We start from the raw sequence: 25,571 nt of genomic DNA, 5'->3' as shown, positions 1-25,571 counted from the left end.
GTCAGCCCGCGATCCCGACGACGCGCACCGGGATCGACTTCGCTGCCGGACAGCCGCTGGTCTTGTCATAGAAAGCAAGCGGCAGCAGCGGATTGAGTTCAGGATAATAGCCCGCGACCGAGCCGCGCGACATCGGATAGTCGATGATGGTGAGCCCGTCGACGCGGCGTGCGATGCCGTCGGCGCCGATCGTTTCGAGCGCGACCTTGGTGCCCGCCTCCAGCCCGCGCGCCGCAATATCGGCGGCATTCATGAACAGGATCATGCGGTCGTTATACACGCCGCGATAGCGGTCGTTGTAGCTATAGATGGTCGTGTTGAACTGATCGTGCGAGCGGACGGTCGCAAGGCGCAGCATATCAGGATCGTCGACCGGCGCGTTGACCGCGAGCCCTGGAAGCACAAGGAAATTGGCCTTGCCGTTCGGGGTCGCCCACGCACGGCGGCGCGGCGGAATGTCGAGGTGAAAGCCGAGCGGCGCCTTGATCCGCTCCGAAAAGCCAGCGTACAGCGCGGGATAGACTTCGGCGATCTTGTCACGGATCAGGCCGTAATCGTCGATATAGCTGGCCCAGTCGACCTTGCTGTCCGGCAATGTCGCCATCGCCATGCGGCAGACGATCTCGGTCTCGGTCAGCAGATCGGGGCTCGCCGGGTCGAGCACGCCGCGCGAGGCGGTGACGTTCGACATCGAATCCTCGATCGTCACGAACTGCTCGCCCTTCGCGGTCTCGATCCGTTCGGAGCGCGCGACGACGGGCAGGATCAGCGCGTCCTTGCCATGGACGAGGTGGCCGCGGTTGAGCTTGGTCGCGATGCCGACGGTCAGGTCGAGCTTTCGCATCGCGTCGTAGGAGCGGTCGGTATCGGGCACCGCGCGGACGAAATTGCCGCCGAGGCCAATGAAGACCTTGGCGCTACCCGCGAGCATTGCCTCGACCGACTCCACGGTGTGATGGCCGTGGTCGCGGGGCGGTTCGAAACCGAAGACGTCGCGCACCTTGTCGAGATAGGCCTGGCCCGGTTTCTCGTCGATGCCGACGGTGCGGTCGCCCTGCACGTTCGAATGGCCGCGGATCGGCGAGATGCCGGCGCCAGGCTTGCCATAATTGCCCTTCAGGAGGAGCAGGTTCGCGATCTGCTGGACAAGCTGCGATCCCTGCTGGTGCTGGGTGACGCCCATGCCATAGCAGATTATCGTGGCGTTCGAGCGGATGTAGATTTCGGCGCAGCGGCGGATCTGCGCCTCGTCGATCCCCGACGCTGCGACGAGGTCGGGCCAGTTCTGCGCCTCGACATCGGCCTTCAGCGCCTCGAAGCCCGACGTATGTTCGGCGATGAAGGCGTGGTCGAGCAGCGTCTCGCCCGCCGCCTCGCGCTCGAACAGAACCTTCATCATGCCCTTCAAGAGCGCGAGGTCGCCGCCGATCTTGATATGCACGAACTCGCTGGTGATGTCGCTGGAGCCGAAGGTCGCCATCTGAACGATGTCCTGCGGCTCGGTGAATTTGATCAGCGCGCGCTCGGGCATCGGGTTGACCGCGACGATCGGAATCCCGCGTTTTCGTGCCTCGACGAGCGGCGTCATCATCCGCGGCGCGTTGGTCCCCGCATTGTGGCCAATCAGGAAGATCGCCTCGGCATGGTCGAAATCCTCGAGGATCACCGTGCCCTTGCCGACGCCGATCGACTGCGGCAGGCCGCGGCTCGTCGGTTCGTGGCACATGTTCGAACAATCGGGGAAATTGTTGGTGCCATATTCGCGCACGAAGATCGAATAGAGGAAGGCCGTCTCGTTCGCGGTACGGCCCGACGTGTAGAATTCGGCCTGATCCGGGCTGGCGAGCGCACCGAGGTGTCGGCCGATCAACGCGAAAGCGTCGTCCCATCCGACAGGAACATAATGGTCGGTCGCCGCGTCGTACCGCATAGGCTCGGTCAGCCGCCCCTGCATTTCGAGCCAGTAATCCGACTGCCCCATCAATTCGGTGACGCTATGCTGCGCAAAAAACTCGCGCGTGACGCGGAACTTCGTCGCCTCATGCGCAAGCGCCTTCGCGCCGTTTTCGCAAAATTCGAGCTTCTTGGTGCAATGCGCGTCGGGAAAGGCGCAGCTCGGGCATTTGAACCCGCCCGGCTGGTTCATCGACAGCAGCGCGCGCGATCCCTTGGTAACGACGCTTTGTTCGAGCAGCACCTTGGCGGTCGCCGCTGCGGCGCCCCAGCCGCCGGCGGGGCTATTATAGGTCTTATACCGGGGGACATTGTCGGCCATGTCGCCGACTAAAGCATAGCGGCCCGGGCATATCCATCGGTCTTTGGTGTTAACCTGGCCGCCAACGATCAGGAAAGCGGCGGGGACGGTCGTTCCGTCCCCGCCGCACGGATCAGTCGAAAAGCTCTTCGAGGAAGGATTTTCGCCGTTTCGGATATCCTTTGTGATGTTTCCCATAGTGCGGGTCCCACCCGTGCGACGCCGCGGGATAGCCCTGCGGCGGCGGCGCGGATTGGGGTGCGGGCTGCGCTGCCGGTTGCGACAGCGCGCTACGTTCGATGATCTTGTCGAGTTCGCCGCGATCGAGCCACACACCTCGGCATTGCGGGCAATAGTCGATCTCGACTCCCTGACGATCGGACATGGCGAGCGGGGTTTTGCATGCCGGACAGGGCATGCCAACGGCGGCGCCGGTCATCGCGCACTGCCCCCATGTTCGCAGGGAAATTCAGAAAAATGATGCGTCATCGCATGGTCTCCAATCATGATCGGATCGGGGACATGATGCGGCTTGAAAAAGCATATTGGTCGAGCCGGCATCGGAAATCCCCGATGCGGTCCGACATCACGATCCCGAAGGATCGCCAGAGGGGCCCGGCCCGCATAGCTGACATAAGCGATGTCGGCGGGAATTCAACAATGGCGCGCGCCTGCTCCGTCGTTTCAGCCCGCGTCAGCCTCCGCCCATGGCGTGAACCGGGCCATGATGCGTTCGAACAGCTCCGACGACACAAGGCGCGCCAGCCACGCCCGGACCCGATGCGGCGCATGGGCCGCGAACCAGTCCGCATCGACCCCCGCAAACTGCCGCACGAACGGGAATAGCGCGATGTCGCTGAAGCCCCTGTTCGTCCCGTCCAGATGATCATGTCGCGCCAATCGTTCATCCAGCCTTGCCAGCATCGACAGGCCCGCAGCCCGATGCGCAAGCGGATCGGCGTCATATCGTCCGGAATATTTGTAACGATCGAGATGATGTTTGAAGACCTCGTCGAACTCGGCAACCAGGGCCGCGTCGGCGCGGGGGCTCCAGTCCTCGGGGTCATGCCGTGCCAATGCCCAGCGCATGATGTCGAGGCTTTCGTCGATCACCGTGCCGTCCGGCAGAACGAGCACCGGCACGGTGCCTTTGGGCGATGCCGCCAGCATCGCCGGCGGCTTGTCGCGCAGCACCACCTCGCGATGCGAATGAGGCGTCTCGCTGACCGCCAAAGCCATGCGCGCCCGCATCGCATAGGGACAGCGCCGAAAGCTGTAGAGGATCGGGATATCGGACATGGCCCGTCCCTTAAACGGCCCTCCCGCTATCGCCAAATACGGCCCGCGCCGAAGGCTTACCGATTTGGCGCAAGCCGTATCGCCGCGCCGCCGCCCGGCGCGAGCCAGAGCTTGTAGCTGTCGCCCTTCTTCACCTTGATCGTTTCATAGGCGATGCGGTGGCGCGCGTCGGTCAGATAGGTCGCGCCCTCGCCATCCTTCCAGACCGTCGCAGTATAGGTTTTGCCCGGCTCCAGGAAATCGAAGTCCAGCGTCAGCGTGCGTTCGGTCGCATCATTGACCCCGCCGACATACCAGTCGGCGCTGTTCCGGTCCTTGCGCGCGAAGATCGCATAATCGCCGACCTCGCCCGCGATCAGCTTGCTTTCGGCCCAGTCGGCGGGAACCTGTTTGATGAAAGCCAGTTCGCGCGGATGCGCCTCCAGGCTTTCGATGAAATCGGCCGCCATCTGGATCGGCGAATAGATGGCAAGATAAAGGCCGAGCTGCTTGGCGAGGGTCGATGCGAACGGCGCCTTGTTCGATCCCTCGAGGCTCAGCACACCCGGCGTATAGTCCATCGGTCCCGACAACATCCGCGTGTAGACGAGCGTCGGTTCATGGTCGGGACCGCTGCCGAAGTCACTCCAGGCATTATATTCCATGCCCCGCGCCCCCTCACGCGCGACCCAGTTGGGATAGGTGCGGCGAAGCCCGGTGTCCTTTACGGGCTCGTGCGGGTTGACCGCGACCTTGTACTTCGCGGCGGTCTGGACGACCTTCAAATGGTGCTGCACCTGCCGCTGGCCGTCGTGCCATTCCATGCGCGTCGTCCCGGGCGTGTCGCCGGGCGCGATGATCCCGCCGGCATCGGCGACATAGCCGGTCTTCACCGCCTTGACGCCAAGCTGTCCATAAAGCTTCATCGCATCGTCGAGCTGCGCCTCGTAAACCGCAATACTGCCGCCGGTTTCATGATGGCCGATCAGCGTCACGCCCTTCTTTCGCGCGTAATCCGTGACCGCCTTCAGGTCGAAATCGGGATAGGCTTCGGTGAAGCTGAACTCGTCGCCATGGCCGAACCAGTTGCCGTTCCAACCCTTGTTCCAACCCTCGACCAGCACGCCGCCGAAGCCGTGCTTCGCCGCGAAATCGATATATTGCTTCGTACGCTCCGTCGTCGCGCCGTGCTGCGGGCCCTCGGCCCAACTCCACGGACCGCGGATCATACCCCACCAGATGCCGATATATTTCATCGGCTTGACCCAGCTTACATCGCCAAGCTTGTTCGGTTCGTTGAGGTTGAGTTCAAGGTCGCTTTCGACGAGGCCCGCCGCATTGTCGGCGATGCGGATGGTGCGCCAGGGCGTGTTGAACGGCAGGTCGCGGATCACCCGCGGGCCCTGCGAAGAGGGCGACAGTGTCGCGCGGAACTTGCGCCCCTCGACACGTTTGAACCACATGCCAGCATAATCGACGAGCGCTGCCTCGTGGAACGCCAGATGGGTTCCGTCGTCGAGCTTCATCGTGATGGGGGTGTGTGCGGTCGCTACGCCCTCGATCGGCGTCTTTTGATAGATTTGTTCGTACCGGTTCCACTCGCCGCCGGTGATCCACCATGCGGTGCCGTGGGGCGCGATATCGAATTCGGTGAACTCGTCGCCGATCTTCGCGGTCTTCAGCCCCGCCTGTTCGGGCAGCTCGTAACGGAAACCGATGCCGTCGTCGAACAGGCGGAAACGGACATTCATCGCGTGCCCGCCCCAGCTCTCAGTCTGGCGAAAGCGCACGAGCAGTTCATTGTGCCGGTCGCGGACGAAGCGCCGTTCGCCCCAGGGCTGTTCCCAGCGTGTGTCGCCGTTCGCCCGCTCCGAACCCGCGATGGTAAAGCCGCGCTGCAGGCCGATCCCGTCGGTCAGGGTGAAACCGAGCTTCGACGGGGCAATGAGGAGCTTGCCCTTGCGCGACAGCGACCATGTCGGGCGCTGATCGCTGTCGGTCGAAACGGAGAGGACGATGCTGCCATCGGGCGAGGTCGCGGTCAGCGGCGCTTCCTGCGCGGCGGCGGGGGCCGCAATGGCGGCGGCGAGGAACAACAGGTTACGCATCAGTTCGTGTCTTTCATTTCGAGCCAGAGCGCGCCGGCGGCAGGCAATTGCCCGGCGTCGGCGCCGTTCACCGCCAGCAGCAATTTGCCGCCGGCGGTATGCGCGGCAACGTTCGCAGGCGCCGCGCCGAAATTGAAGAGGCAGCGGATATGCTGCCCGCCCGCGACCCGGTCGAAGCCGAGCAAATCGCCTTCGACCACCCAGCGGCCATTTGCGCCCTCGCGCAGCGCGGCGTTCGCGGCGCGCAGCGCAATCAGCCGCCGCGTATGCGCGAGCATCGAGTGCGGGTCGGCGTCCTGCCGGTCGACCGCTAGCGCAGCATGCGCAGTGCCGAGCGGCAGCCATGGTTCGGCGCTGGAGAAGCCGGCGTGGACCGCCTCCGCGACCCACGGCAGCGGCGTCCTCGCACCGTCGCGCGACAGCGTCAGCGGCCAGTTCTTCAGCGCTTCGGGATCCTTGACCAGCTCGAACGGAATCTCGACCTGATCGAGCCCCAATTCCTCGCCATTATAGAGGATGATATTGCCGCGAAGCGCACAGAGCAGCGCCATCTTCATCCGCGCAAAGGCTTGCGGGTCGACACCCGGGGGCGTCCAGCGCGATACCGCGCGCGGCGCGTCGTGATTCTCGAACGCCCAACTCGGCCAGCCCGTGCCAGGCGTGTCGGGCCAGGCGTCGGCCGCCTCGCGCACCAGCGTGGGCGTGAGCCGGTCGGCATAGAGAAAGTTGAAGCCGTATGCGCTGTTGAGCCGTCCCTCGCCCGCGGTGAAGCTCTTCATCTCGCGCAGCGCGTCGTCGCCGCCGACTTCGGCGACGGTGAAACGGCTGGGGTAGCGATCGGTCAGCGCGCGGATACGTTCGAGGAACAGCGGGATGTCGGGGTGCGACTGGTTGTAAATTTTTTGCTGAAAGTCGAACGGCCGGGTGCGCGGCTTGTTCGATGGCGGGGCGGGCGGATTGTCGCGCAATTCGGGATCGTGCATCGAAAAATTGATCGCATCGATGCGGAACCCGTCGACGCCGCGGTCGAGCCAGAAGCGCACGACATCGAGCAGCGCATCCTGAACCGCGCGGTTATGGACGTTGAGTTGCGGTTGGCTGGTAAGGAAATTGTGCAGATAATATTGGCCGCGCCGCGCGTCCCACGTCCATGCCGGGCCGCCGAACACCGACTGCCAGTTCGTCGGCGGCGAGCCGTCGGCTTTCGCGTCGGCCCAGACATACCAGTCGGCCTTGTCGCCATGCTTGCCCGCGCGGCTTTCGGCGAACCATTGGTGGTGGTCGGACGTGTGCGCAAAGACCAGGTCCGTCGTGACCTTCAGTCCAAGCGCATGCGCCTTTTCGACCAGCGCGTCGAAATCGGCGAGCGTCCCGAAAATCGGGTCGACGCCGCAATAATCTGCGATGTCATATCCGAAATCGTCCATCGGTGAGGGGTAGAAGGGCGAAAGCCAGATCGCATCGACGCCGAGCGAGGCGATATGGTCGAGCCGCGCGGTGATGCCCGCAAGGTCGCCGACGCCGTCGCCGTTCGAATCGGCGAAGCTGCGCGGATAGACCTGATAGATCACCGCGCCCTTCCACCAAGGGGCCTGGGTGGCGGCCGGGATCGGATCCTGAACGAGGGGCTGGTTCGTCGTCACACGCACTTTCGCTTATTCGCTGGCCTGGCAGATGATCGTGCCGAAGGCGGGGAGGGACAGATGGAGGCTGCCCGGCGCGGTGGGTGCCGCGGGGCAGTCGCCGTGGAGCGCGGTAAAGCCCGCGCTTTTCATATCGATGGCAATATTCGCCGACAACGGCGTCGCAGACGTATTGAAGGCGAGCAGCACCTCGCGGCCGGTATCGGGATCGAAGCGCGATACCGCGAGCACGCCGGGCTTTTCCGAAAAGGCGCGGACCTTTGTCGCACCGCGCGTGAGCGCGGGGGTCTTGCGCCGGATTTCGGACAGCGCCGCGATATGGCGATAGAGCGGATGCGCGGGATCGAAGTTTGCGATCGCGGTCGTCGCGTCACTGCCGATCAGGTCATTGTCGTTATAGGCCGCAACGTTTGAAGCGAACATATCCTCGCGCGCGAGTTGATCCTTGTCGTCCGAGACGAACCCCTGCTCATCCCCATAATAGATCGTCGGCACCCCGCGCAGCGTCAGCAGCATGGCGTGGCCCAGCATGACGCGCTGAAGCAGCTCGGCCTCGCTAGCCCCGGGGTTCGCCGCTTTCACGAACATTGAAAAGCGGCCCATGTCATGATTCCCAAGGAAGGTCGGCAGCCCGAGCGCCGCCTCTGCCCCGCCCTTGTAGAGCGCGTCGCCGTCGAAGAGACGCGCGAACTGGTCGGTGCCCTTCGTCCCGCTCACCGCGTCGATCGCGGCGCGCGCGAAACCAAAGTCGAGCACTGCGGGCAAGCCCGCCGCATGCGTGTACCAGGCGAGCGCGCCCGGATCGACGGCATCGACATAGACTTCGCCAAAGATGTGGAAATTGGGAATGCCTCGCGCCTTCGCCCGCGCCTGCATAGCGGGGACGAAGGCCTGCCAGAATTCGGGGTTCACATGCTTGGCGGTATCGATGCGAAAGCCGTCGATGCCGAATTCGTCGATCCAGCGGCCATAAATATCGATGAAGCCCTCGACGACGCGCGGATGTTCGGTCGCAAGGTCGTCGAGCCCGGCAAAATCGCCATAGAGTGCCGATTCCCCGACCCAGTCGCTGTTGCCGCGGTTGTGATAATAGATCGGGTCGTTGAGCCAGGCGGGGACCTTCACCCGCTCCTCGCCCTTCGGGACGAGGGGCGTGTAGGCGAACGCCGGGTCGGTCAGCTTTTTCCAGTTCTCGGCATCGGCGACATGATCGCCCGCGAAGCCCGGATTGATCGGCGCACCCTTCACGCCGCCGCGCCGCGAGTAGGGATAGTCGGCGAGGCTGCGGTAGCGGAAGCCTCCGGGGGCATTTTCTTTGTAGGTGATGACGTCGGCGGTGTGGTTGGCGATGATATCCATATAGACCTTCATCCCGCGCGCGTGCGCCGCGTCGACAAAGGCCTTGAACTCGGCGTTGGTGCCGAAATGCGGGTCGACCTGCGTGAAGTCGGTGACCCAATAGCCGTGATAGCCCGCGCTCTCGTCGCCCTTCGGCCCCTGTACGGGCTTGTTCTTGAAGATCGGCGCGAACCAGATCGCGGTCGTCCCCATGCCCTGGATATAATCGAGCCGCTTGGTCAGCCCCGCAAGGTCGCCGCCGTGGAAGAAACCCTTGGCGGTCGGGTCATAGCCGGTCCGGAGCCGGTCGCCCTTCAGTCCGCCGCGGTCATTCCGTGCGTCCCCATTCTCGAAGCGGTCGGGAAGGACGAAATAGATGATCTCGTCCTCGGGCGGGCGCTGGCGGTAATCCGCGGCGGGCGCAGCGCCCGACAGGCTCAGCGCGATGATCGATGCGAGCAAGCTCATGCGGGCACTCCTGCCGCGCAATGTTGCGCGATGAAATCGTCGTGGCGGGGTAGTTGCGACGCCGCGCGCGCGACGATCGTTTCGATGTCGGCGAAAAAGCCCGCCAGTTCGTCGCGGGTGAGTTGATCGGCCATCGGATGATAGCTCTCCGGCATGATATTCTGGCCGGTCAGCACCTGGAACCAGCCGATCTCGACGAACAGTTCGTCGCCTTCGCGAACGATCTGGCCCTGGCTCCGAAAAAGCTCGATCTTTCGCGCCAACGTCTCCGGAATCGCCATCTCGCGGCAGCGGATCCAGAAGGGCGAGTCGGTGCGCTGGTTGGCATGATAGTGGAGGATGACGAAGTCGCGGATGCGTTCGTAATCAAAGCGCACGCGCCGGTTATAGGCATCGATATTGGCGGCATCGAAATCGCGATCGGGGAAGTGCGCGAGCAATTTGGCGATGCCATTCTGGATCAAATGGATGCTCGTCGATTCGAGCGGTTCGAGGAAACCTGAGGCGAGGCCCAATGCGACGACATTTCTATTCCAGGCCTGCTTGCGCATCCCGGTGCGGAAGCGAAGCGTTCGCGGCTCGGCGAGAGGGCGGCCTTCGACATTGGCGAGCAGGATCGCCGTCGCTTCGTCCTCGCTGACGAAGTCGCTGCAAAAGACATGGCCGTTACCCGTCCGGTGCTGGAGCGGGATGCGCCACTGCCAGCCGGACTTGTGCGCGATCGCCTGCGTATAAGGCCGCGCCGGGCCCGGATTTTCACTCGGCACCGCGATCGCACGGTCGCAGGGAAGCCAGTGTGTCCAGTCCTCGAAGCCGGTTTCGAGCGCCCCCTCGATCAGCAGCGCGCGAAAGCCCGAACAGTCGATGAAAAGCTCGCCTTCGATCGCGGTGCCGTCTTCCAGCACGACGGCTTGGACATGGCCGCTATCACCGTCCTTGCGGACACGGGCGATCTTGCCTTCGGTGCGTCGAACCCCGGCGGCTTCGGCGAGCTTGCGCAGATAGGCGGCATAAAGCGCAGCATCGAAATGAAAGGCATAAGCGATGCCGTCGAGGCTCGTATTCGGGATCTGCGGCAGCCGGGCAAAGCGGCTCTGGCGCCCCGCGGTTTCGTTAAGCGAATAATCGCCGAGGCGGCCCGCGACACCTTCGTTCCGGCCGCGGAGCCAATATTGCTGGAACGGCAGCATTCCCAGGCTGCGCCCAATCTGCCCGAAGGCGTGCATATAGACATCGCCGAGCCGGCCCCAGTCGTGGAACTGGATCCCGAGTTTGAACGTCCCGCCCGTTTCGCGGATGAATTCATTCTCGTCGATGCCGACCAGCGCGTTGAACAGACGGATTGCGGGAATCGTCGCCTCGCCAACCCCGACGGTGCCGATTTCGTCGCTTTCGACCAGCCGGATCGACAGATTGTCGATCGTCCGCGACAGCGCCGCGGCGGCCATCCAGCCTGCGGTGCCGCCGCCGACGATGACGACCTTCGTGATGCGACTGTCGCCCACCCTGTTCCTTCCTCTCGTCCGGAAGCGGGCCGGACGTGTCCGCCGGCCCGCTCATCCCGTCAGAACTTGTAAGTGATACCGGCCATCAAGTTGCGACCATAATTCTGATAATCGCGGATCTGGCGCGGGTCATTGTTGTAATAGGTCACGAAGGGCTCGTTGGTGAGGTTCGATGCCTGCAACAGGATGCCCAGCCCTTCGAGCGCGCCGCTCTGGAAGGTGTAACCAACCTGTGCGTCGACGACGAACTCGCTCTTGGCCATGAACATGTCGCGGGCGAGGCTGATCGTCGAGACTTCCGCGAGGAATTTCGAACGGTAGCGACCTGATGCACGCACCTGGAAGCCCGCTTTCTCGAAATAGGCGGTCCCGTTCAGGACCCATTTCGACAGGCCGGGCATCGAGATCGGGTCCTCCCCGCCCTCGCGCACGCGGCTCTTGGTATAAGAGGCGCTGCCGAGCACCCCGAAGCCGTCGAGCGATTGGGTGAAGTTGGCGAAGGGCAGCGAGAAGGACGCTTCGGCACCATAAACGCGCCCGGCATTACCGTTCAGCCACTGCTTGCTGAGACCCGCCCGCGTGCCCACCGTTCCGCCGTCGGGAACCTCGAAGTCGGTGAAGTCGAACGGATTGACCTGACGATAGATGTAATTTTCGAGATATTTGTAGAAGCCGCCGATCGAGACATAGCCGCCCTGGCCGAAATATTTCTCAAGCCCGATATCGACCGTGTCGGCCATCAGCGGACGCAGCTTTGCGTTGCCGAGGTCGAGTGACCAGGGCGAGGCGTTGACGTCGGTGTTGTTGCGCTTCGACGTGTCGAAATTGACGCCGCCGCCGGGCTTCAACTGGTCCATGCGCGCCCGCGCCAGAACGCGCGCGGCACCGAAACGCAGGAAGGTATTGTCGGCGAACTCGACCGACAGGTTCAGGCTGGGCAGGATGTCGGTATATTTGGTGCCGTCGGTGACCGGCGTCGACTGGGTCACGCCGCCGACGACCTGCGCATAGAAGCTGGAGCCCGTCTGATCCGAGTGGACGATCTGAACGCCGACATTGCCGCGGATCGGGGTGCTGCCCGCATCGGCGTCGAAATTCGCCTGGACGAAGCCGGTCAGCACCTTTTCGCGGATCGTATAGTCGTTGAATACGCGCGCCGGATCGAAGCCTGCACCGTCGGTCAGATTATAGTTATCGTCATTGTAAAAGCGCCAGCTATCGAATGCGACCATGCCGGGGATCCCGATGAAATCGAGCGACACCGGGTCGTAGAGATAATCGGCGGGCACGGGCGTGTTCGCCGGATAATTCTTGCTGGTCAGCACGAAGCCGCGGTCGTCGAGGCTCTTCTTGCGGTCCGAATAATTAGCGCCGACGCGGATGCTGCTGAGTACACCGTCAAGTTCCTGCGTCGCCTGCAGGCGCAGCGATTTTAGCTGATCCTTGACGCGCGGCGTGTTGACGAAGCCGTCCTGGCAGTTGGGAACCGCGCCGCCGCAGCTGTTCCAGCCCTGCGGATCGGTGATCACGAACAGGTTGGGATCGGAATAGTCGAGCGACGGATCGAACATGATCCCGCCGTTCGGGCGCATTTCGAAGCCCAGCGCCGTTTCGCGCGCACCGACGCCCTGTCCGCGGCCGGTGCCGAGATAGATTTCGAGATTTTCCTCGGTCTTCTTGATCCGCGAATAGCCAAGGTCGAGTTCGAGCGTCAGTTTCTCATTCGGCTTGAACTGCGCGTTCCAGCCGCCGGCGATGATCGTCGAGTCGCGATGGACGACGTCGTTGCGCATCACCGCCTCGGTCCCCGTCCAGACGCCCTTCGTCACCAGCCCGTCCTCAATGGTGAAGCCGGGCTGCAGCGTCGAATTGCCCCAGAAGAGCGGGAATTCGATGCCGCGCAGGCGCTGTTCATCCTTGAACTTCGACCAATAGCCGTCGATCGTCGTGTGGAACTTGTCGCTCGGTTCCCATTCGACGACCGCCATCACGCCGTCGCGCTTCAACTCGTTCGATTTCACATAGGGCTTGGCACCGCCAATGATGAAGGCGGTGTTCGTGCCGTCGGTCGCCTCGGGATAGCCCCACGCGTTGAAGCGTTCCTCGGCGGTCGGCGACTGCATGCGCGCGTAACCGATCGCCCAGCCGAGCGTGCCGTCGGCATTCTGGTCGATGTAGGAGATATTGGCGCGATAACCCTTGTTCGAGATGTCGGGATTGAGTTTGCCGAGATCGTTGATCTCGAAACGCGCGCCCGCGGCGATCGCGCGCTTGCCATAGGCGAGCGGCCGCACCGTCCGCATGTCGATCGTGCCGCCGATCGCCTGCCCGATCAGCGACGCGTCGGGGGTCTTGTAGACGATGGCTCCGTTCAGCAATTCGGACGGATATTGGTCCAGCTCGACGCCGCGGTTGTTGCTCGCCGAAACCTGTTCGCGGCCGTTGAGCAAGGTTGTGGTGAAATCAGGGGCGAGGCCCCGGATCGACACGACATTGGCACGGCCGTCGAGGCGCTGGGTCGCGAGACCCGGCAGGCGCGACAGCGATTCCGCGATCGACAGGTCGGGCAGCTTGCCGATGTCTTCGGCCGAGACGACCTCGACGATCGAGGTGTTCGCCTTCTTTGCCTGGACCGAATTGTTGATCGCCCCGCGGATACCGCTGACGACGATCTCGCCTTCGGCGGGCGCTTCGTCGACGGGCGCCGTACCGGCATCCTGCGCCATCGCGGCGGCAGGCAGCAATGCGGTCAAGGCGAAGCCGAGCGCGATGGCGCTGGCACCTCGGCGAAGATTTGTCGACATGGTCATATCTGGCTCCCCTGGCACGGACGGGTGGTCTTAACTCATGCACCGGGAGGGGGACGCGATGCGTCCGTCAGGCTCCTCTCCGACACGTGGGCTTTCCCATCTTGAGCCTCGCAATTGAAACCAATCACGACGCGCCGCCATAGGGTATACGTATACGCATAATATGCAGCGCTGCGCCCTGTCGCAGAAATACAACGCTTTCCGGACCGAAAACCGCGGAAATCGAGCGGTGCAATTTCTTGGCATCCACCAGACCAATCGCTAGTCTCCAGCGTCAGCGGCGACCACCGACAAGGCCGCCGCGTCAGGGAGAGAGACATGGGGCGTCAGCCCTCGGCCAAGCCGACGAGTTTCGACATCGCCTATCTGGCGGGCGTCTCGCAACCCACGGTATCGCGCGCGCTGCGCGGCAGCAAATCGGTGAGCGCGGCCACCCGCGCGAACATCGAACGCATAGCGCGCGAACTCAACTACACGGTCGACAAAAACGCATCGAGCCTGCGCTCGCAACGCACCCACACGCTCGCGCTGCTCTTCTTCGAGGATCCGAATCCCGACGAATCGATGATCAACCCCTTTTTCCTGTCGATGCTGGGGTCGATCACGCGCGAATGCGCACGCCGCGGCTATGACCTGCTCATCAGTTTCCAGCAGATGCACAACGACTGGCACGTCACCTATCAGGACAGCCACCGGTCGGACGGGATCATCCTGCTCGGTTATGGCGATTATCAGCTTTACCTGACCAAGCTCGAGCATCTGGTCGAGATGGGGACCAAGTTCGTGCGTTGGGGATCGGTATCCGAAGACGGTATCGGCCTCACCGTCGGTTCGGACAATGTCGGCGCGGGCGAACAGGTGGGTGCGCATCTGGTCGAGATCGGGCGGCGGAAGATCGCCTTCCTCGGCGACGCATCGGACCATGCGCCGGAGTTTCAGGATCGCTACGACGGGCTTTGCCGCGCGATGCGCGACGCCGGGCTCGAACCCGACCCGGCGCTGCAGCGCGATGCGGTGTCATCGGAGGATTCGGGCCATGCGGCCGCCACGTCGCTGATCCAAAGCGGCGAACCCTTCGACGCGATTTTCGCCGCGAGCGACCTGATCGCCATCGGCGCGATGCGCGCCCTCGCCGAAGCCGGTCTCGGCATGCCGCACGATGTTGCGATCATCGGCTTCGACGACATCCCGGCCGCCAGCCTGACGTCGCCGACACTGACCACGGTGATGCAGGATATGAAGGGTGCGGGCACCTTGCTCGTCGACGCGTTGCTCGCGCGGATCGAGGATCGGCCGGTCGAACAGCGCATTTTGCCGGCGCGGCTTATCCGGCGACAGAGCACGGCGGTTTGACGAAGCATCGTCTGTGCATTGGGATGGAAAGCGGGCGTTCAGTCACCCACTTCCGTCATCCCGGGCTTGACCCGGGATCCCGCTTTTTTTGACGCACTCACTGCCTTCGGTATCAAGCGAGACCCCGGATCAAGTCCGGGGTAACGAAGAAAGGAGGACTGCTCCCGGCCGTTGGCGCCCCCACGTATTCGTATACGTAACCCCGCCACGCTTGCTCTCTTCCGCGCGCGCTGCAACACCCCGGCGCAACGGACGCCGCGACCGACGGCGCCCAGGGGAGACGCATGATGGAAAAGCCGCGCCAGGGCTTCGCCGGCCTTTGGAATATCAGTTTCGGCTTTTTCGGCATCCAGATCGGCTTCGCGCTGCAGAATGCGAATATGAGCCGCATCTTCCAATCGCTTGGCGAGGATATCGAAAAGCTCCCCGGCCTGTGGGTGGCGGCGCCGCTGACCGGCCTGCTCGTCCAACCGATCATCGGCCATATGAGCGACCGAACCTGGTTCGGCCGTCTCGGCCGCCGCCGCCCCTATTTTCTTGCCGGCGCGATCCTCGCCGCGATCGCGCTGTTCGTGATGCCCGAAAGCCCGGCGATCTGGTTCGCGGCGATGACATTGTGGATCCTCGACGCCTCGCTCAATATTTCGATGGAGCCCTTCCGCGCCTTCGTCGGCGACATGCTGCGCAAGGATCAGCACAGCGTCGGCTATGCTGTGCAGACAGCGTTTATCGGTGCAGGTGCCGTTGTCGGATCGCTGTTTCCCACGCTGATGGAGGCGATGGGCGTCGCAAATGTGGCGCCGCCGGGGCAGATTCCCGATACGGTCCGCTATGCCTTCTGGTTCGGCGGGATAGCGCTGTTCCTCGCGGTTCTGTGGACCGTCGTCACGACCGACGAGTACAGCCCGGAGCAGATGGCGGCCTTCGATCCGCCGACCGTGGAGGACGCCCCGGCCATCCGTGCGCTTGCATCGCACAGCTATGCAAGCAGCCTCGGATGGATCGCGGCGGGTATCCTTGTGGTTCTGGCACAGGTCGAGCTTTCGCTTTTGCGCGAGGTGCTGCTGCTGGGCGCCTTGCTGGTCGGCTATGGCCTCGCGAGCATCGCCGCGATCGCGCTGGCGCGGCAGGGCAATGACACGAATATGCTGTCCAGCATCGTGGGCGATTTCTCCGGCATGCCGCCGCTGATGAAGCGCCTCGCACTCGTACAATTCTTCAGCTGGTCGGCGCTGTTCATCATGTGGATCAACACCACGCCGATCGTCGCCCAATATCATTTCGGGACCACCGATGCCGCCAGCGCGGCCTATCAGGACGCAGGCAACTGGGTCGGCGAATTGTTCGCAATCTATAACGGCGTCGCGGCGGTCGCGGCGCTGACCTTGCTCCCGTGGCTCGCTCGCCGCCTGGGACAAGCACGGACCCACATGATCGGCCTCGCCTGCGGCGCCGTCGGCTACGCCAGCTTCTTTGTGCTGCGCGATCCGTCGCAACTGATCGTGAGCGAGATTTTCATCGGCATTTTCTGGGCATCGGTCCTCGCGATGCCTTACGCGATCCTCGCCTCCAGCCTGCCCCAGGCAAAGCTTGGCATCTATATGGGGTTGTTCAACGTCTTCGTTGTCGTCCCGCAATTGCTCGTCGCAACCGTGATGGGCTCGATCATGAAATCGCTGTTCCCGGGCGAGCCCATCTATACGATGGCGTTCGCCGCCTTTACCCTGTTGCTGGCGCTGATTGCGATGGCGCGTGTCGGCCGGATCGTTCCCGCATCCGCAACGGAGGGACGAAGCTGACCGCTCGGCTCGATCCGGAAATCAGAACTGGTCCCTCAGCATCTCGCCGATCGAATTGTTGAAATGGCTTTCCATCGCGGCGCGGGCGCGCGCCGGGTCGCGATCCGAAATCGCTTCGGCGACTTCGCGGTGCAACGCGAGCGTTTCGTCGCGTTCCTCGCGTGTCGTCCGCCCCGCCCAGGCGCGCGGGATTGCAAGCGCCATCAATTGCTCGAACGAGCGGACGATCTGGTGGAAAAGCTGATTGCCGCTCGCCTCCGCGATCGTCTGGTGAAAGACGGTATCGGCGGCAGTACGCGCGGCCTCGTCATGTTCGACCGACAGGCCGTGCGCCGCGGTCAGGATCGCACGCGCCTGTTCGTCGCTGCGGTTGATCGCGGCGAGTTCGGCGGTGCGCAGTTCGAGCGTGCGTCGCACCTCCCAGACATCGGCGAGCGAGACTTGCGAAGTGTTCACCGCATGCCCCATCGAAGCGGCCATGACCGACCCGTCAATCGCACCGACGCGCGGTTTGCGGCCATTACCGACGTCGACGAGGCGGAGGGCAGCGAGCGCCCCGAACGCCTCGCGCATGACGGGGCGGCTCACCCCGAGCTGTTGCGCAAAGCTCCCCTCGCCCGGCAACGTGTCGCCGACCTTCAGGTCGTTGGTGCGGATGAAGTCGCGCACCGATTCGACCGCACGCTCGACGAGCGAGCCGCGCGCGCCGGGGTCGACCATCCCGCTCATGCTGCAACTCCGACGCGGCGCATCGCGGTGGGCGCCATGCCAAAGCGACGCGAGAAGGCCCGCGTAAAGCTGGCGTTGTTGAGATAGCCGCAACGATAGCCGATGCTGGCCACCGGCAGATCGCTCGCCGCGAGCATCTGCCGCGCCTGACGCAGGCGGCGCTCGCTGAGCGCCTCGGCGATGCTGCATTGATAAAGCTCGCGAAAGCCGCGCGTCAGCTTGTCGCGGTTGATACCGCAGCTTTTGGCGATGTCGTCGATCGTCAGCTTCTCCTGCCAGCGGGTATCTACGATCCGGCGCGCGGCGGCGATGCGGGCGATATCGCTTTCGGTCAGGCTCGGCTGCCCTTCGACAGCGACAAGATTGCCGGCACGCAGCGCGGCGAAGAATTGGCAGAGAAGTTCGATACTGCGCGCGAGGCGGAGCGTGTCGGCCGCCGCCTCGTCGCTTTCGGGCGCAACGATCGACTGGCCGAGCGCGCGCAGGTCCGACGGCAGATACCAACGCGCGTCGGGATCGGGCATCTCGCCGAACAGGCGGCGGCATGCCGCGCGTGAGACGGCGATGACGAGCAGATGCTCTTCATTTTCGAGTTCGCGAAACGCCAGCGTGCGGACGACAGGCTCGCCGATATCGCCGAAGCCGAGCAACAGCGCATCGGGCGGCAGCAACAGCCGGTCGCAAGGACCGCGGCCGACATAGGTCGTCATTTCGGGCGACACGATCACTGGATGCTTTGACGGCATGGCACGATTCTCCCTGACGCCTTCTCTAGACCTATCTTATAGCTCTGACAATACCTATCTGATAGGTTCCGGCGCGCGGCGCATCGCAAGCAGAAAGGCGAAGAATGACAGCGCGCTGACGATGACGCCGACGAGCGCGAGCGCCTCTGCAAGCATGGTCTCTCCGCCCATCAACGCGCTGACACGCGTCACCACCCACGGCGCGAGGCCGAAGCCGATCAGCCCCGCTATCGCGATGAAGGCACCGATGCACAGGCCGCGAAGCTCGTTGGGAAGCAGCACGGTGAGCGCCACCGACACGACGAGCCCCGTCACTGCGCCGCACAGCGACATCACGCCGAGCGCGACCGCCAGGCCCGTCACGCTTGGCATTAGCGGGAACATCGCGGCGGGAACACCGATCCCCGCCGCGATGACCGCGCCCAGAAGAATGCCGCCGCGGCGGCGGCTTCTCCGTCCGATATCGGCCGAGAGCCCGCCCAGCACCGCGCCCGCAACGCCGGTGCCGAACATCAGCGCGCCGACCCAGCTCGCGAACTGCTGCGGTTGCAGCCCAAAGTCGCGCGACAATACGGGCGCGACCCAGACGGTCGCCGCGACATCGGCCATCACGACCGCGACCTGCCCGGCAAAAAGCGGCCCGAGAAATGCGCGGCGCGCCCAAAGTTCGGCGGCGACGACGCGGAACGGCGCATCGGGGCTGGCCTCGACCTCGCGCCGCGCCGGTTCGCGCAGGAACAGCAAGGGCAACAGGCACAGCGCGCTGATCGCAGCGAGCAGCACATGCGCTCCGCGCCATGGCGCGAGCCCGGCAAGCCAGCCCGGCGCAGAAAAATCGGCGAGTAGCCCGAACAGCCAGCCGGTGAGCGCAAAACCGAGCGCGACGCCCAGCGCCTTGCCCAGATTGACGATCAACATCGCGCGGCCGCGCTGTTCTGGCGCGCAAAAATCGGCGCAGAGCGAGAGTGCCGCGGTCAGCGATCCGGTCGACCCGATGCCGACGAGCATCCGCGCGGCAGTGAGCAACCCAGCGCTCGGCGCAAAGGCCGTGAGCAAGGTTCCCAGTGTCCAGAGCAGCGCGAGTCCGATCGTAAGCCGCACGCGGTTGCGCCGGTCGACGAGGATGCCGATCGGGATCGAGAAGAGCACCATAGGCACCGCAGCGCCGAGCCCCTGGATCAGCGCCAGCGCATCGTCGCTCAATGCGAGTTCGGCCTTGGCGCTTTCCTGGATCGTCCCGAAGCTGCCGAGCGCGGTGAAGCCCATCGTCGTTACCAGCGCGAGCAACAGCAGCGGGACGAGCGTCGCGGGCGCGGTCAAACGCGGGGCGGGCGCGCCGAGCGGTTCAGCGTGCGTCGCCATCACAGCGAAAAAATCTTGCCGGGGTTGAGCAGGTTCTGCGGATCGAGCGCGCGCTTGATCATCCGCATCTGTTCGACCGCATCGCCGAGTTCGGCGACGAGCCACTCCTGCTTGCCGATCCCGATGCCATGTTCGCCCGTGCACGTCCCGTCCATTGCGAGCGCGCGTTCGACGATGCGGGCGTTGATCGCCTCGACCTCCGCCATTTCGTCGGGCGCGTCGGGATCGATCGAAAAGATGACGTGAAAATTGCCGTCGCCGACATGGCCGAGGATCGTCGCGGGCACGCTCGACTGGTCGAGGTCGATGTGCGTTTGCGCGATACATTCGGCAAGGCGGCTGATCGGCACGCACACGTCGGTCGCCCATCCGATCGCGCCCGCGCGCATGTTGACCGCGGCATAATAGGCCTCGTGCCGCGCGCGCCACAGCTTGGTGCGTTCTTCGGGCAGGTTCGACCAGCTGAACGCGCTGCCGCCATTGGCTTCGGCGAGCGCCTTCACCGTTTCGACCTGTTCGGCGACGTTCGCGGCGCTGCCGTGAAACTCGAAAAAGAGCGTCGGGGCTTCAGGATAGTCGAGTTTCGACCAGCGGTTGACCGCGACCATCTGCTTTTTGTCGAGGATCTCGACGCGCGCGAGAGGAACCGCGCACTGGATCGACTGGACGACGGTATCGACCGCGCCGCCCAATGTATCGAAGCTGCACACCGCCGCCGAAATCGTATCGGGAACCGGATGCAGCCGCAGCGTCACTTCGGTGATGATCCCAAGCGTGCCTTCCGAACCGACATAAAGCCGCGTCAGATCATATCCCGCCGCCGACTTGCGCGCGCGGCGCGCGGTGCGGATCACCTTGCCCTGCGGCGTCACGATTTCGAGGCTGAGCACCGCATCCTTCATCGTGCCATAGCGCACCGCATTGGTGCCCGACGCGCGGGTCGACGCCATGCCGCCGATCGTCGCATTGGCGCCGGGGTCGATCGGAAAGAACAGCCCCTGATCACGCAGGTGGACGTTCAGTTCCTCGCGCCGCACCCCCGGCTGGACCACACAGTCGAAATCCTCGGCGTTCACCGCGATCACTCTGTCCATCTGACTCATGTCGAGCGAGATGCCGCCGTTGACCGCCAGCGCATTGCCCTCGATCGACGTCCCCGCACCGAAAGGCACGATCGGAATGTCGGCGGCCGAGCAGAGATTCACCAGCGCGACGACATCTTCGGTCGAATGCGCAAAGACGACGGCGTCGGGCAGCACGGGAGCGAAATGAGACTCGCTCGATCCATGCTGCCCGAGCACCGCCTGGCCGCGCTGGAAACGGTCCCCAAACCGTTGCTCCAACGCCGCCACCAGACCGGCGGGGAGCGGCTTGCGTTCCCCCGAATGCGCCGTCCCCGCCACGGTCAGAACTTCAGGCTCGCGCGCACGCCATAACGGCGGCGGTCGCCCGTGATGCCAAGGTCCGAGGCCGGCAGGCCCGCGAGCGCCAGCGTCGTCTGTTCGATATAGGATTCGAAATATTTGGTGTTGAAGATGTTGTTCGCGAACAACGCCACCTCGACCGGGCCGGTGCGATACGCGATCGACGCGTTGGTCAGCCAATAGCTGTCCAGGAAGGTCGGTGTCGTCTGGTTGAGCGTCGCGGCAAGGCGCTTGCCCTTGCCGACCAGTCCCGCGCTCAGCGTCAGGTCGCTGTCACCCCCGGTCTCGATCCGATAGTCGCTCGAAAAGCTGGCGGTCCAGTCGGGCTGGAAGGTCAGCCGTTCGGACGACAGCACGCGGCCCGTGGTCGCAGTATAGGCCGATGCGTCGGTGATGCGCGCATGCATCCAGGTGAAGGCGCCGTGCAGCGTCCACGCCTTTACCGGGCGGACCATCGCTTCGAGTTCGACACCATAGCTTTCGACATCCCCGGTGTTGAGATCGACGGTGACAAGCCCGCCGCCGATCGCCGGGGCGATCGAGTTGAGGCCGATATAATCCTTATAATCGCTATAAAAGACGGTGCCCGACAGGCTCATTCCCGGCGCAGCATATTTGGCGCCGGCTTCATAAGTCCATGCCGAGTCGCCCTTATACGTTCGCGTCGGCGCGGTCGGGGCGTTGAAGCCGCCGCCGCGATAGCCGCGCGCGACCGAGACATAGGTCATCAGGTCGGGGGTCCATTTGCGGGTGATCGACAGCTTCGGCTGCCATTCGTCCGACTTGATCTTGGCGGTTGGGACGATGCCGCCCGCCGTCGCGGTGCCGAGTATGGTCGTCGTGGCGGAGACGACCGAGCCGTTCGCGGTCCGATCTTCGTGGTCGAAGCGCAGGCCCGCCGCAATTTCCCAGTCGATGTTCGGCTTAAAGAAAAGCGTGCCAAAGGCTGCATAAGTATCGCCGACATTCTTCACGGCCGTGGTGCGCAGGATCGAAACCGGCCCCAGCACAGGATGCGTCAGGCGGATCGTGTCCTGCCCGCGCGCGCGCACCATCTCGTTCGAATAAAAGACGCCGAACAAAGTCGAGAATTGGTCCGACCATTCGCTGTCGAGCCGCGATTCGAGCGTCATCGTGCGCAGGCTGTCGCGCGCGATCGTCCGCACCGTGTCGGTCGGCCCGAAATCCCCCTCTCCATCGGGGGTAAAGCCGTTGCGCATATCATATGCGCCGATGACGCTGAGTTTCGAACCGCCGCCAAGATCGGCCTCGGCGCGCGCGTTGATGCCGCGATATTTGTACGAAACGCGGTTGATCGTGTTGAACTGGACGTCGCGGCGATAGTCGGTCGGCCCGCTGACGCGCGAATAGGGCGTGTTCACCCCGTCGACCCAATCATAATAGCCTTTGACGGTCAGCGCGAAGCCGTCCGACGGGGTAATCCGCAGCGTCGCGTTGACCGAGTCGGTGTTGAACGGGTTGGCGTTGCCGCCGATCACGCTATTCCGAAGGAAGCCGTCCTGCTGGCGGTGCGCGGCGGCGACGCGCAGCGCGACCTTGTCGGTAACGATGGGGCCAGAGACCGATCCCGACACCATCCAGCTATCGTCGGGACCGGCATAGCTGCCGTTCGCCCGGACCTCGAAATCATTGCCCGGCTGGCGCGTGATCACATTGATCGCGCCCCCCATCGTATTCTTGCCGTACAATGTGCCCTGCGGCCCGCGCAGCACTTCGATGCGGTCGACGTCGAGCAGCGGGTTGTTCAAATAAGCGGTGTTCGGCTGATAGATGCCGTCGATGAACAGGCCGACGCCCGGCTGCACCGACTGGACGAGCGTCACCCCGACGCCGCGGATCGACACGAAGGCGCGGCCGGTGCCGTCGCTGTTGATATTGAGACCCGGCGAGAGAACCGCAGCTTCGCGTACCGAGTTGAACCCGCGCGCGGTCAGCGTGTCGCCGGTGATCGCGGTGACGGCGATCGGCACGTCGGCCAGCGTTTCGTCGCGCTTGCGTGCGGTGACGACGATGATGCCGTCATCTTCGGTTTCGGCGGCAGCGGGCGTGGCAGCGCTATCCTGCGCAAAAGCGGGCGCGGCGCCTAAGGTAGCGGCCAAAACAAGCGTCGAAACAGCGGCAAATCGGAACTTGGTCATCAGGCATCCCCAAAAACGGCGGTCTTGGCCGCCCGTGTAAACCTATATGACAGCTTTTAGACCTATATGAAAGGTCTGCTCATTGTGCTGATCCGCAGACTGGGTTTGCAGGAGCGCTGCGCGCGCTCATCGTCACCCCGGGCTTGACCCGGGGTCCCGCTGTTCGTCGTCGCCAAGCGGGACCGCGGGTCAAGCCCGGGGTGACGAGAATGGGCTAAGCTGAAAGCCGGCCGTTACCAGCAACTATATCCGCCGTCGGCCAGCACGATGCTGCCCGTCATCAAACTCGCCATGTCGGAGGCGAGGAAGAGGATCACCGACGCCACCTCCTCCGGCTCGCCGAGGCGACTTTGCGGGGTGCCATCGATCCAGCGGCGATACATCTCGCTCGTCTTGTCGGCAAAAGCGTTGAGCGGCGTAGCGATATAGGTCGGCGCAACCGCATTCACCCGCACGCCGCGGCCTGCCCATTCGGCGGCAAGGCTCTTGGTAAGCTGATGTACCGCGGCCTTGGACGCGTTGTAATAGCTTTGCGGCTGCGGCCGATTGACGATGAAGCCCGACATCGACCCCACATTGACGATGCTCCCCTGCCCCGCCGCGAGCATGTGGCGACCAAAGGCGCGCGCGCACCAGAAGCTGCCGTTGAGATTGACGTCGAGCACATTCAGCCAATGCTCGTCGGCAACCTCCTCGGCCGCCGTCTCGCTGCGCGCGATCCCGGCATTGTTGACGAGGATGTCGACCCGGCCGTCGCGCGCCAGCATCGCGGCGGCGGCGGCATCGACGGCCGTGCTGTCGGTGACGTCGAGCGCCTCTGCGAAGACGGCATAGCCCTTGGCAGCAAGATCGGCGACGGCGCGATCGAGCGCGGCGGTGTCCCTGTCGGCGATCGTCACCTTCGCCCCCGCTTCGGCCAGCGCCTCGGCGGTCGCGAGGCCGATGCCCTGCGCACCGCCCGTAACGAAGGCGGTGCGCCCATCGAGGCGCAGCTTGTCGAGATACATAGAGTCTACTCCGGAACGAAGGCGGCGGCGGGCATCACGGGTTCGTGCAGCGCCTCGCCGCGCGTCACCTGATACACCATGCGGTACCCGCCGAACTCGGGCCACGGCATCGCGCCCGTTCGGGCGAAACCGGCCCATAAGTCATGCACCCGGTCGGCGAGCGCCTGTGGCGGGTCCATTCCCGCCAGGCCTTGCGGGCCCGTGACGCTCGGCAGCGTCTTGAACACGAACGGCATCTCGATCCCATGGCATGCGCCGAGTTCGCCGTCGCACGCGGGCGAGCGCCAGTCGAACTCGTACATCCACGTCTGGCCCTGATGCGCCGCGGCATATTGTCGTGCCGGCCAGCGGAAGACGAGGTCGTTCATCGCGTCGGTCAGCGCCTCGCCCGGCCGCACGCCCGGTTGCTTGTAGCCATAGGCCTTCAGCACCGCTTTCGCCTCCGGATGCGACCGCCCGAGCAGCCAGCGTGCGAACAGCCCGCCGATCTTTTTCCGGACTCCCGTGGGCACGAAATAGAGGTTCATCTCATCGGCATTGGAGCCGATGACAATTTCCACATCGCTACCGGCACCTTTGCGCAGCGCGTCGATCGGCTTTTCGGGAAGCACATCGTCGCCATAGACCGGGATGAAGCGGCTGATCCCATAGACCGGCTCGCGCCCGTCTCCGTCGCGGAGGTCGACCGCCCACGGCTTGGCAACCTTGTCGATCGCGTCCATCGCGTCCTTGTCGGACACCGGTAGAAATCCGCTCGCGTCGGGCACGATACGCAGCACTTTCGCCAACTTCCGCACCAACCGCTGCGCCACCCCGATCTCGCGCACCATCGCCCCATGCCCGCTCTGAATGATCGCGCGCTGGAACAGCCCCTTCGCGAGCGGCGAAGTCACAAGATCGGCAATCGCCATCGCCCCCGCACTCTCGCCGAACACGGTGACCTTGGCGGGATCGCCGCCGAAAGCCGCGATATTGCGCTGAACCCATGCAAGCGCGAACAGCATGTCACGCAGGCCAAGGTTCGTTGGGACGCCGGGTACGGGCAGGAAGCCGTCGATCCCCATGCGATAATTGATCGCGACACATACGGCGCCCGATTCCGCAAACGCGGTGCCGTCATGCACAGGGGCATCCTTGCAGCCCCCGACGAAGCCGCCACCATGGATGAAGACCATGACCGGCGCGGTTTTGGCATCGGTCGGCGCCCAGACGTTGAGGCGAAGATAATCGCCGTCGCTGCCGTCGCTGCCATGACCGACGAGCGGCGTCGGGTCGACCATGGGAAAAGGCCTGATCCGGTGCGGCGCTGCGGGACCCGGATCGTTCATGTCGCGCACGCCGTCCCACGCCTGCGGCGGTTGCGGCAGCTCGAAACGTTTCGGCGGTGCCGCATAGGGAACGCCAAGAAAAATTGCTATCGAGCCGCGAATTCGACCGCGGATCGAGCCGCCATCGACCTGGATTGAAGCGCTATTTCGTTCGTCGGTCATGGCGGGGGGATATCATCTCGCGCGCCATCGCACCTAGACCGGCGGATGTGCCCGGCGAAATAGGAAATATGCCCGGCGCCCTGAAGGGGTCGCGCGCG

Annotated in this window: 17 protein-coding genes; 2 read left to right on the top strand and 15 right to left on the bottom strand. The window is 64.1% G+C overall.

The window, feature by feature from the left end; translation table 11 throughout:
• Position 1: 1 nt before the first annotated feature.
• The 8 genes from SC1_RS02555 to SC1_RS02520 all read right to left on the bottom strand — a co-directional run bounded on the left by SC1_RS02555 (position 2) and on the right by SC1_RS02520 (position 13,404).
• Positions 2-2,275: an FdhF/YdeP family oxidoreductase gene (locus SC1_RS02555; RefSeq protein ID WP_062177173.1), complete on the bottom strand. Its 2,274-nt coding sequence runs from the start codon at positions 2,273-2,275 to the stop codon at positions 2-4.
• A gap of 112 nt (positions 2,276-2,387) precedes the next feature.
• Complete coding sequence (locus SC1_RS02550; RefSeq protein ID WP_062177171.1) at positions 2,388-2,693, bottom strand: zf-TFIIB domain-containing protein; 306 nt, start codon at positions 2,691-2,693, stop codon at positions 2,388-2,390.
• A gap of 245 nt (positions 2,694-2,938) precedes the next feature.
• Positions 2,939-3,553: a glutathione S-transferase gene (locus SC1_RS02545; RefSeq protein ID WP_062177168.1), complete on the bottom strand. Its 615-nt coding sequence runs from the start codon at positions 3,551-3,553 to the stop codon at positions 2,939-2,941.
• A 56-nt stretch (positions 3,554-3,609) separates the two neighbouring features.
• Entirely contained in the window at positions 3,610-5,640 is a 2,031-nt protein-coding gene (locus tag SC1_RS02540) for a glycoside hydrolase family 97 protein (RefSeq protein WP_062177165.1), read from the bottom strand.
• Positions 5,640-7,283, bottom strand: coding sequence for an alpha-glucosidase (locus tag SC1_RS02535; protein WP_083435637.1), 1,644 nt, complete (start codon positions 7,281-7,283; stop codon positions 5,640-5,642). The genes SC1_RS02540 and SC1_RS02535 overlap by 1 nt, the downstream gene beginning before the upstream one ends.
• A 12-nt stretch (positions 7,284-7,295) precedes the next feature.
• Positions 7,296-9,089 (bottom strand): alpha-amylase family glycosyl hydrolase, encoded by a 1,794-nt coding sequence (locus SC1_RS02530; protein WP_083435636.1) that lies wholly within the window; start codon positions 9,087-9,089, stop codon positions 7,296-7,298.
• Positions 9,086-10,594 carry a tryptophan halogenase family protein gene (locus SC1_RS02525; RefSeq protein WP_083435635.1) on the bottom strand — a complete coding sequence of 503 codons (1,509 nt, stop codon included), beginning with the start codon at positions 10,592-10,594 and terminating at the stop codon, positions 9,086-9,088. Before SC1_RS02525 ends, SC1_RS02530 begins: the two co-directional genes overlap by 4 nt.
• A gap of 59 nt (positions 10,595-10,653) precedes the next feature.
• A complete protein-coding gene (locus SC1_RS02520) occupies positions 10,654-13,404 on the bottom strand; it encodes a TonB-dependent receptor (RefSeq protein ID WP_202966775.1) in 2,751 nt (916 codons plus the stop codon).
• A 318-nt stretch (positions 13,405-13,722) separates the two neighbouring features.
• Between SC1_RS02520 and SC1_RS02515 the strand changes: the two genes are divergently transcribed.
• Complete coding sequence (locus SC1_RS02515; RefSeq protein WP_062177156.1) at positions 13,723-14,757, top strand: LacI family DNA-binding transcriptional regulator; 1,035 nt, start codon at positions 13,723-13,725, stop codon at positions 14,755-14,757.
• Positions 14,758-15,044: 287 nt separating this feature from the next.
• Positions 15,045-16,556, top strand: coding sequence for an MFS transporter (locus SC1_RS02510; RefSeq protein ID WP_062183410.1), 1,512 nt, complete (start codon positions 15,045-15,047; stop codon positions 16,554-16,556).
• Positions 16,557-16,577: 21 nt separating this feature from the next.
• On the opposite strand, the gene SC1_RS02505 is transcribed toward SC1_RS02510, so the two are convergent.
• The 7 genes from SC1_RS02505 to SC1_RS02475 form a co-directional block, all read right to left on the bottom strand.
• The gene (locus SC1_RS02505) at positions 16,578-17,285 is read right to left on the bottom strand and encodes a FadR/GntR family transcriptional regulator (protein ID WP_062177153.1); all 708 of its coding nucleotides are present in this window, start codon (positions 17,283-17,285) and stop codon (positions 16,578-16,580) included.
• Positions 17,282-18,031 (bottom strand): AraC family transcriptional regulator, encoded by a 750-nt coding sequence (locus SC1_RS02500; RefSeq protein ID WP_062177150.1) that lies wholly within the window; start codon positions 18,029-18,031, stop codon positions 17,282-17,284. The genes SC1_RS02505 and SC1_RS02500 overlap by 4 nt, the downstream gene beginning before the upstream one ends.
• A gap of 54 nt (positions 18,032-18,085) precedes the next feature.
• Positions 18,086-19,393 (bottom strand): MFS transporter, encoded by a 1,308-nt coding sequence (locus SC1_RS02495; RefSeq protein ID WP_062177145.1) that lies wholly within the window; start codon positions 19,391-19,393, stop codon positions 18,086-18,088.
• Entirely contained in the window at positions 19,393-20,802 is a 1,410-nt protein-coding gene (locus tag SC1_RS02490) for an FAD-binding oxidoreductase (RefSeq protein ID WP_062183407.1), read from the bottom strand. Before SC1_RS02490 ends, SC1_RS02495 begins: the two co-directional genes overlap by 1 nt.
• Positions 20,799-22,976: a TonB-dependent receptor gene (locus SC1_RS02485; protein ID WP_062177142.1), complete on the bottom strand. Its 2,178-nt coding sequence runs from the start codon at positions 22,974-22,976 to the stop codon at positions 20,799-20,801. The genes SC1_RS02490 and SC1_RS02485 overlap by 4 nt, the downstream gene beginning before the upstream one ends.
• Positions 22,977-23,209: 233 nt before the next feature.
• Positions 23,210-23,983 (bottom strand): SDR family NAD(P)-dependent oxidoreductase, encoded by a 774-nt coding sequence (locus tag SC1_RS02480; protein WP_062177139.1) that lies wholly within the window; start codon positions 23,981-23,983, stop codon positions 23,210-23,212.
• Positions 23,984-23,988: 5 nt separating this feature from the next.
• Positions 23,989-25,473 carry a carboxylesterase/lipase family protein gene (locus tag SC1_RS02475; RefSeq protein WP_062177136.1) on the bottom strand — a complete coding sequence of 495 codons (1,485 nt, stop codon included), beginning with the start codon at positions 25,471-25,473 and terminating at the stop codon, positions 23,989-23,991.
• Between the last annotated feature and the right edge of the window lie 98 nt (positions 25,474-25,571).

It is taken from the genome of Sphingopyxis sp. C-1 (assembly GCF_001047015.1).
Classification (GTDB): Bacteria; Pseudomonadota; Alphaproteobacteria; order Sphingomonadales; family Sphingomonadaceae; genus Sphingopyxis.
The sequence above is the reverse complement of the archived record's forward strand: the minus strand, read 5'-3'. Positions and strand labels throughout refer to the sequence as shown.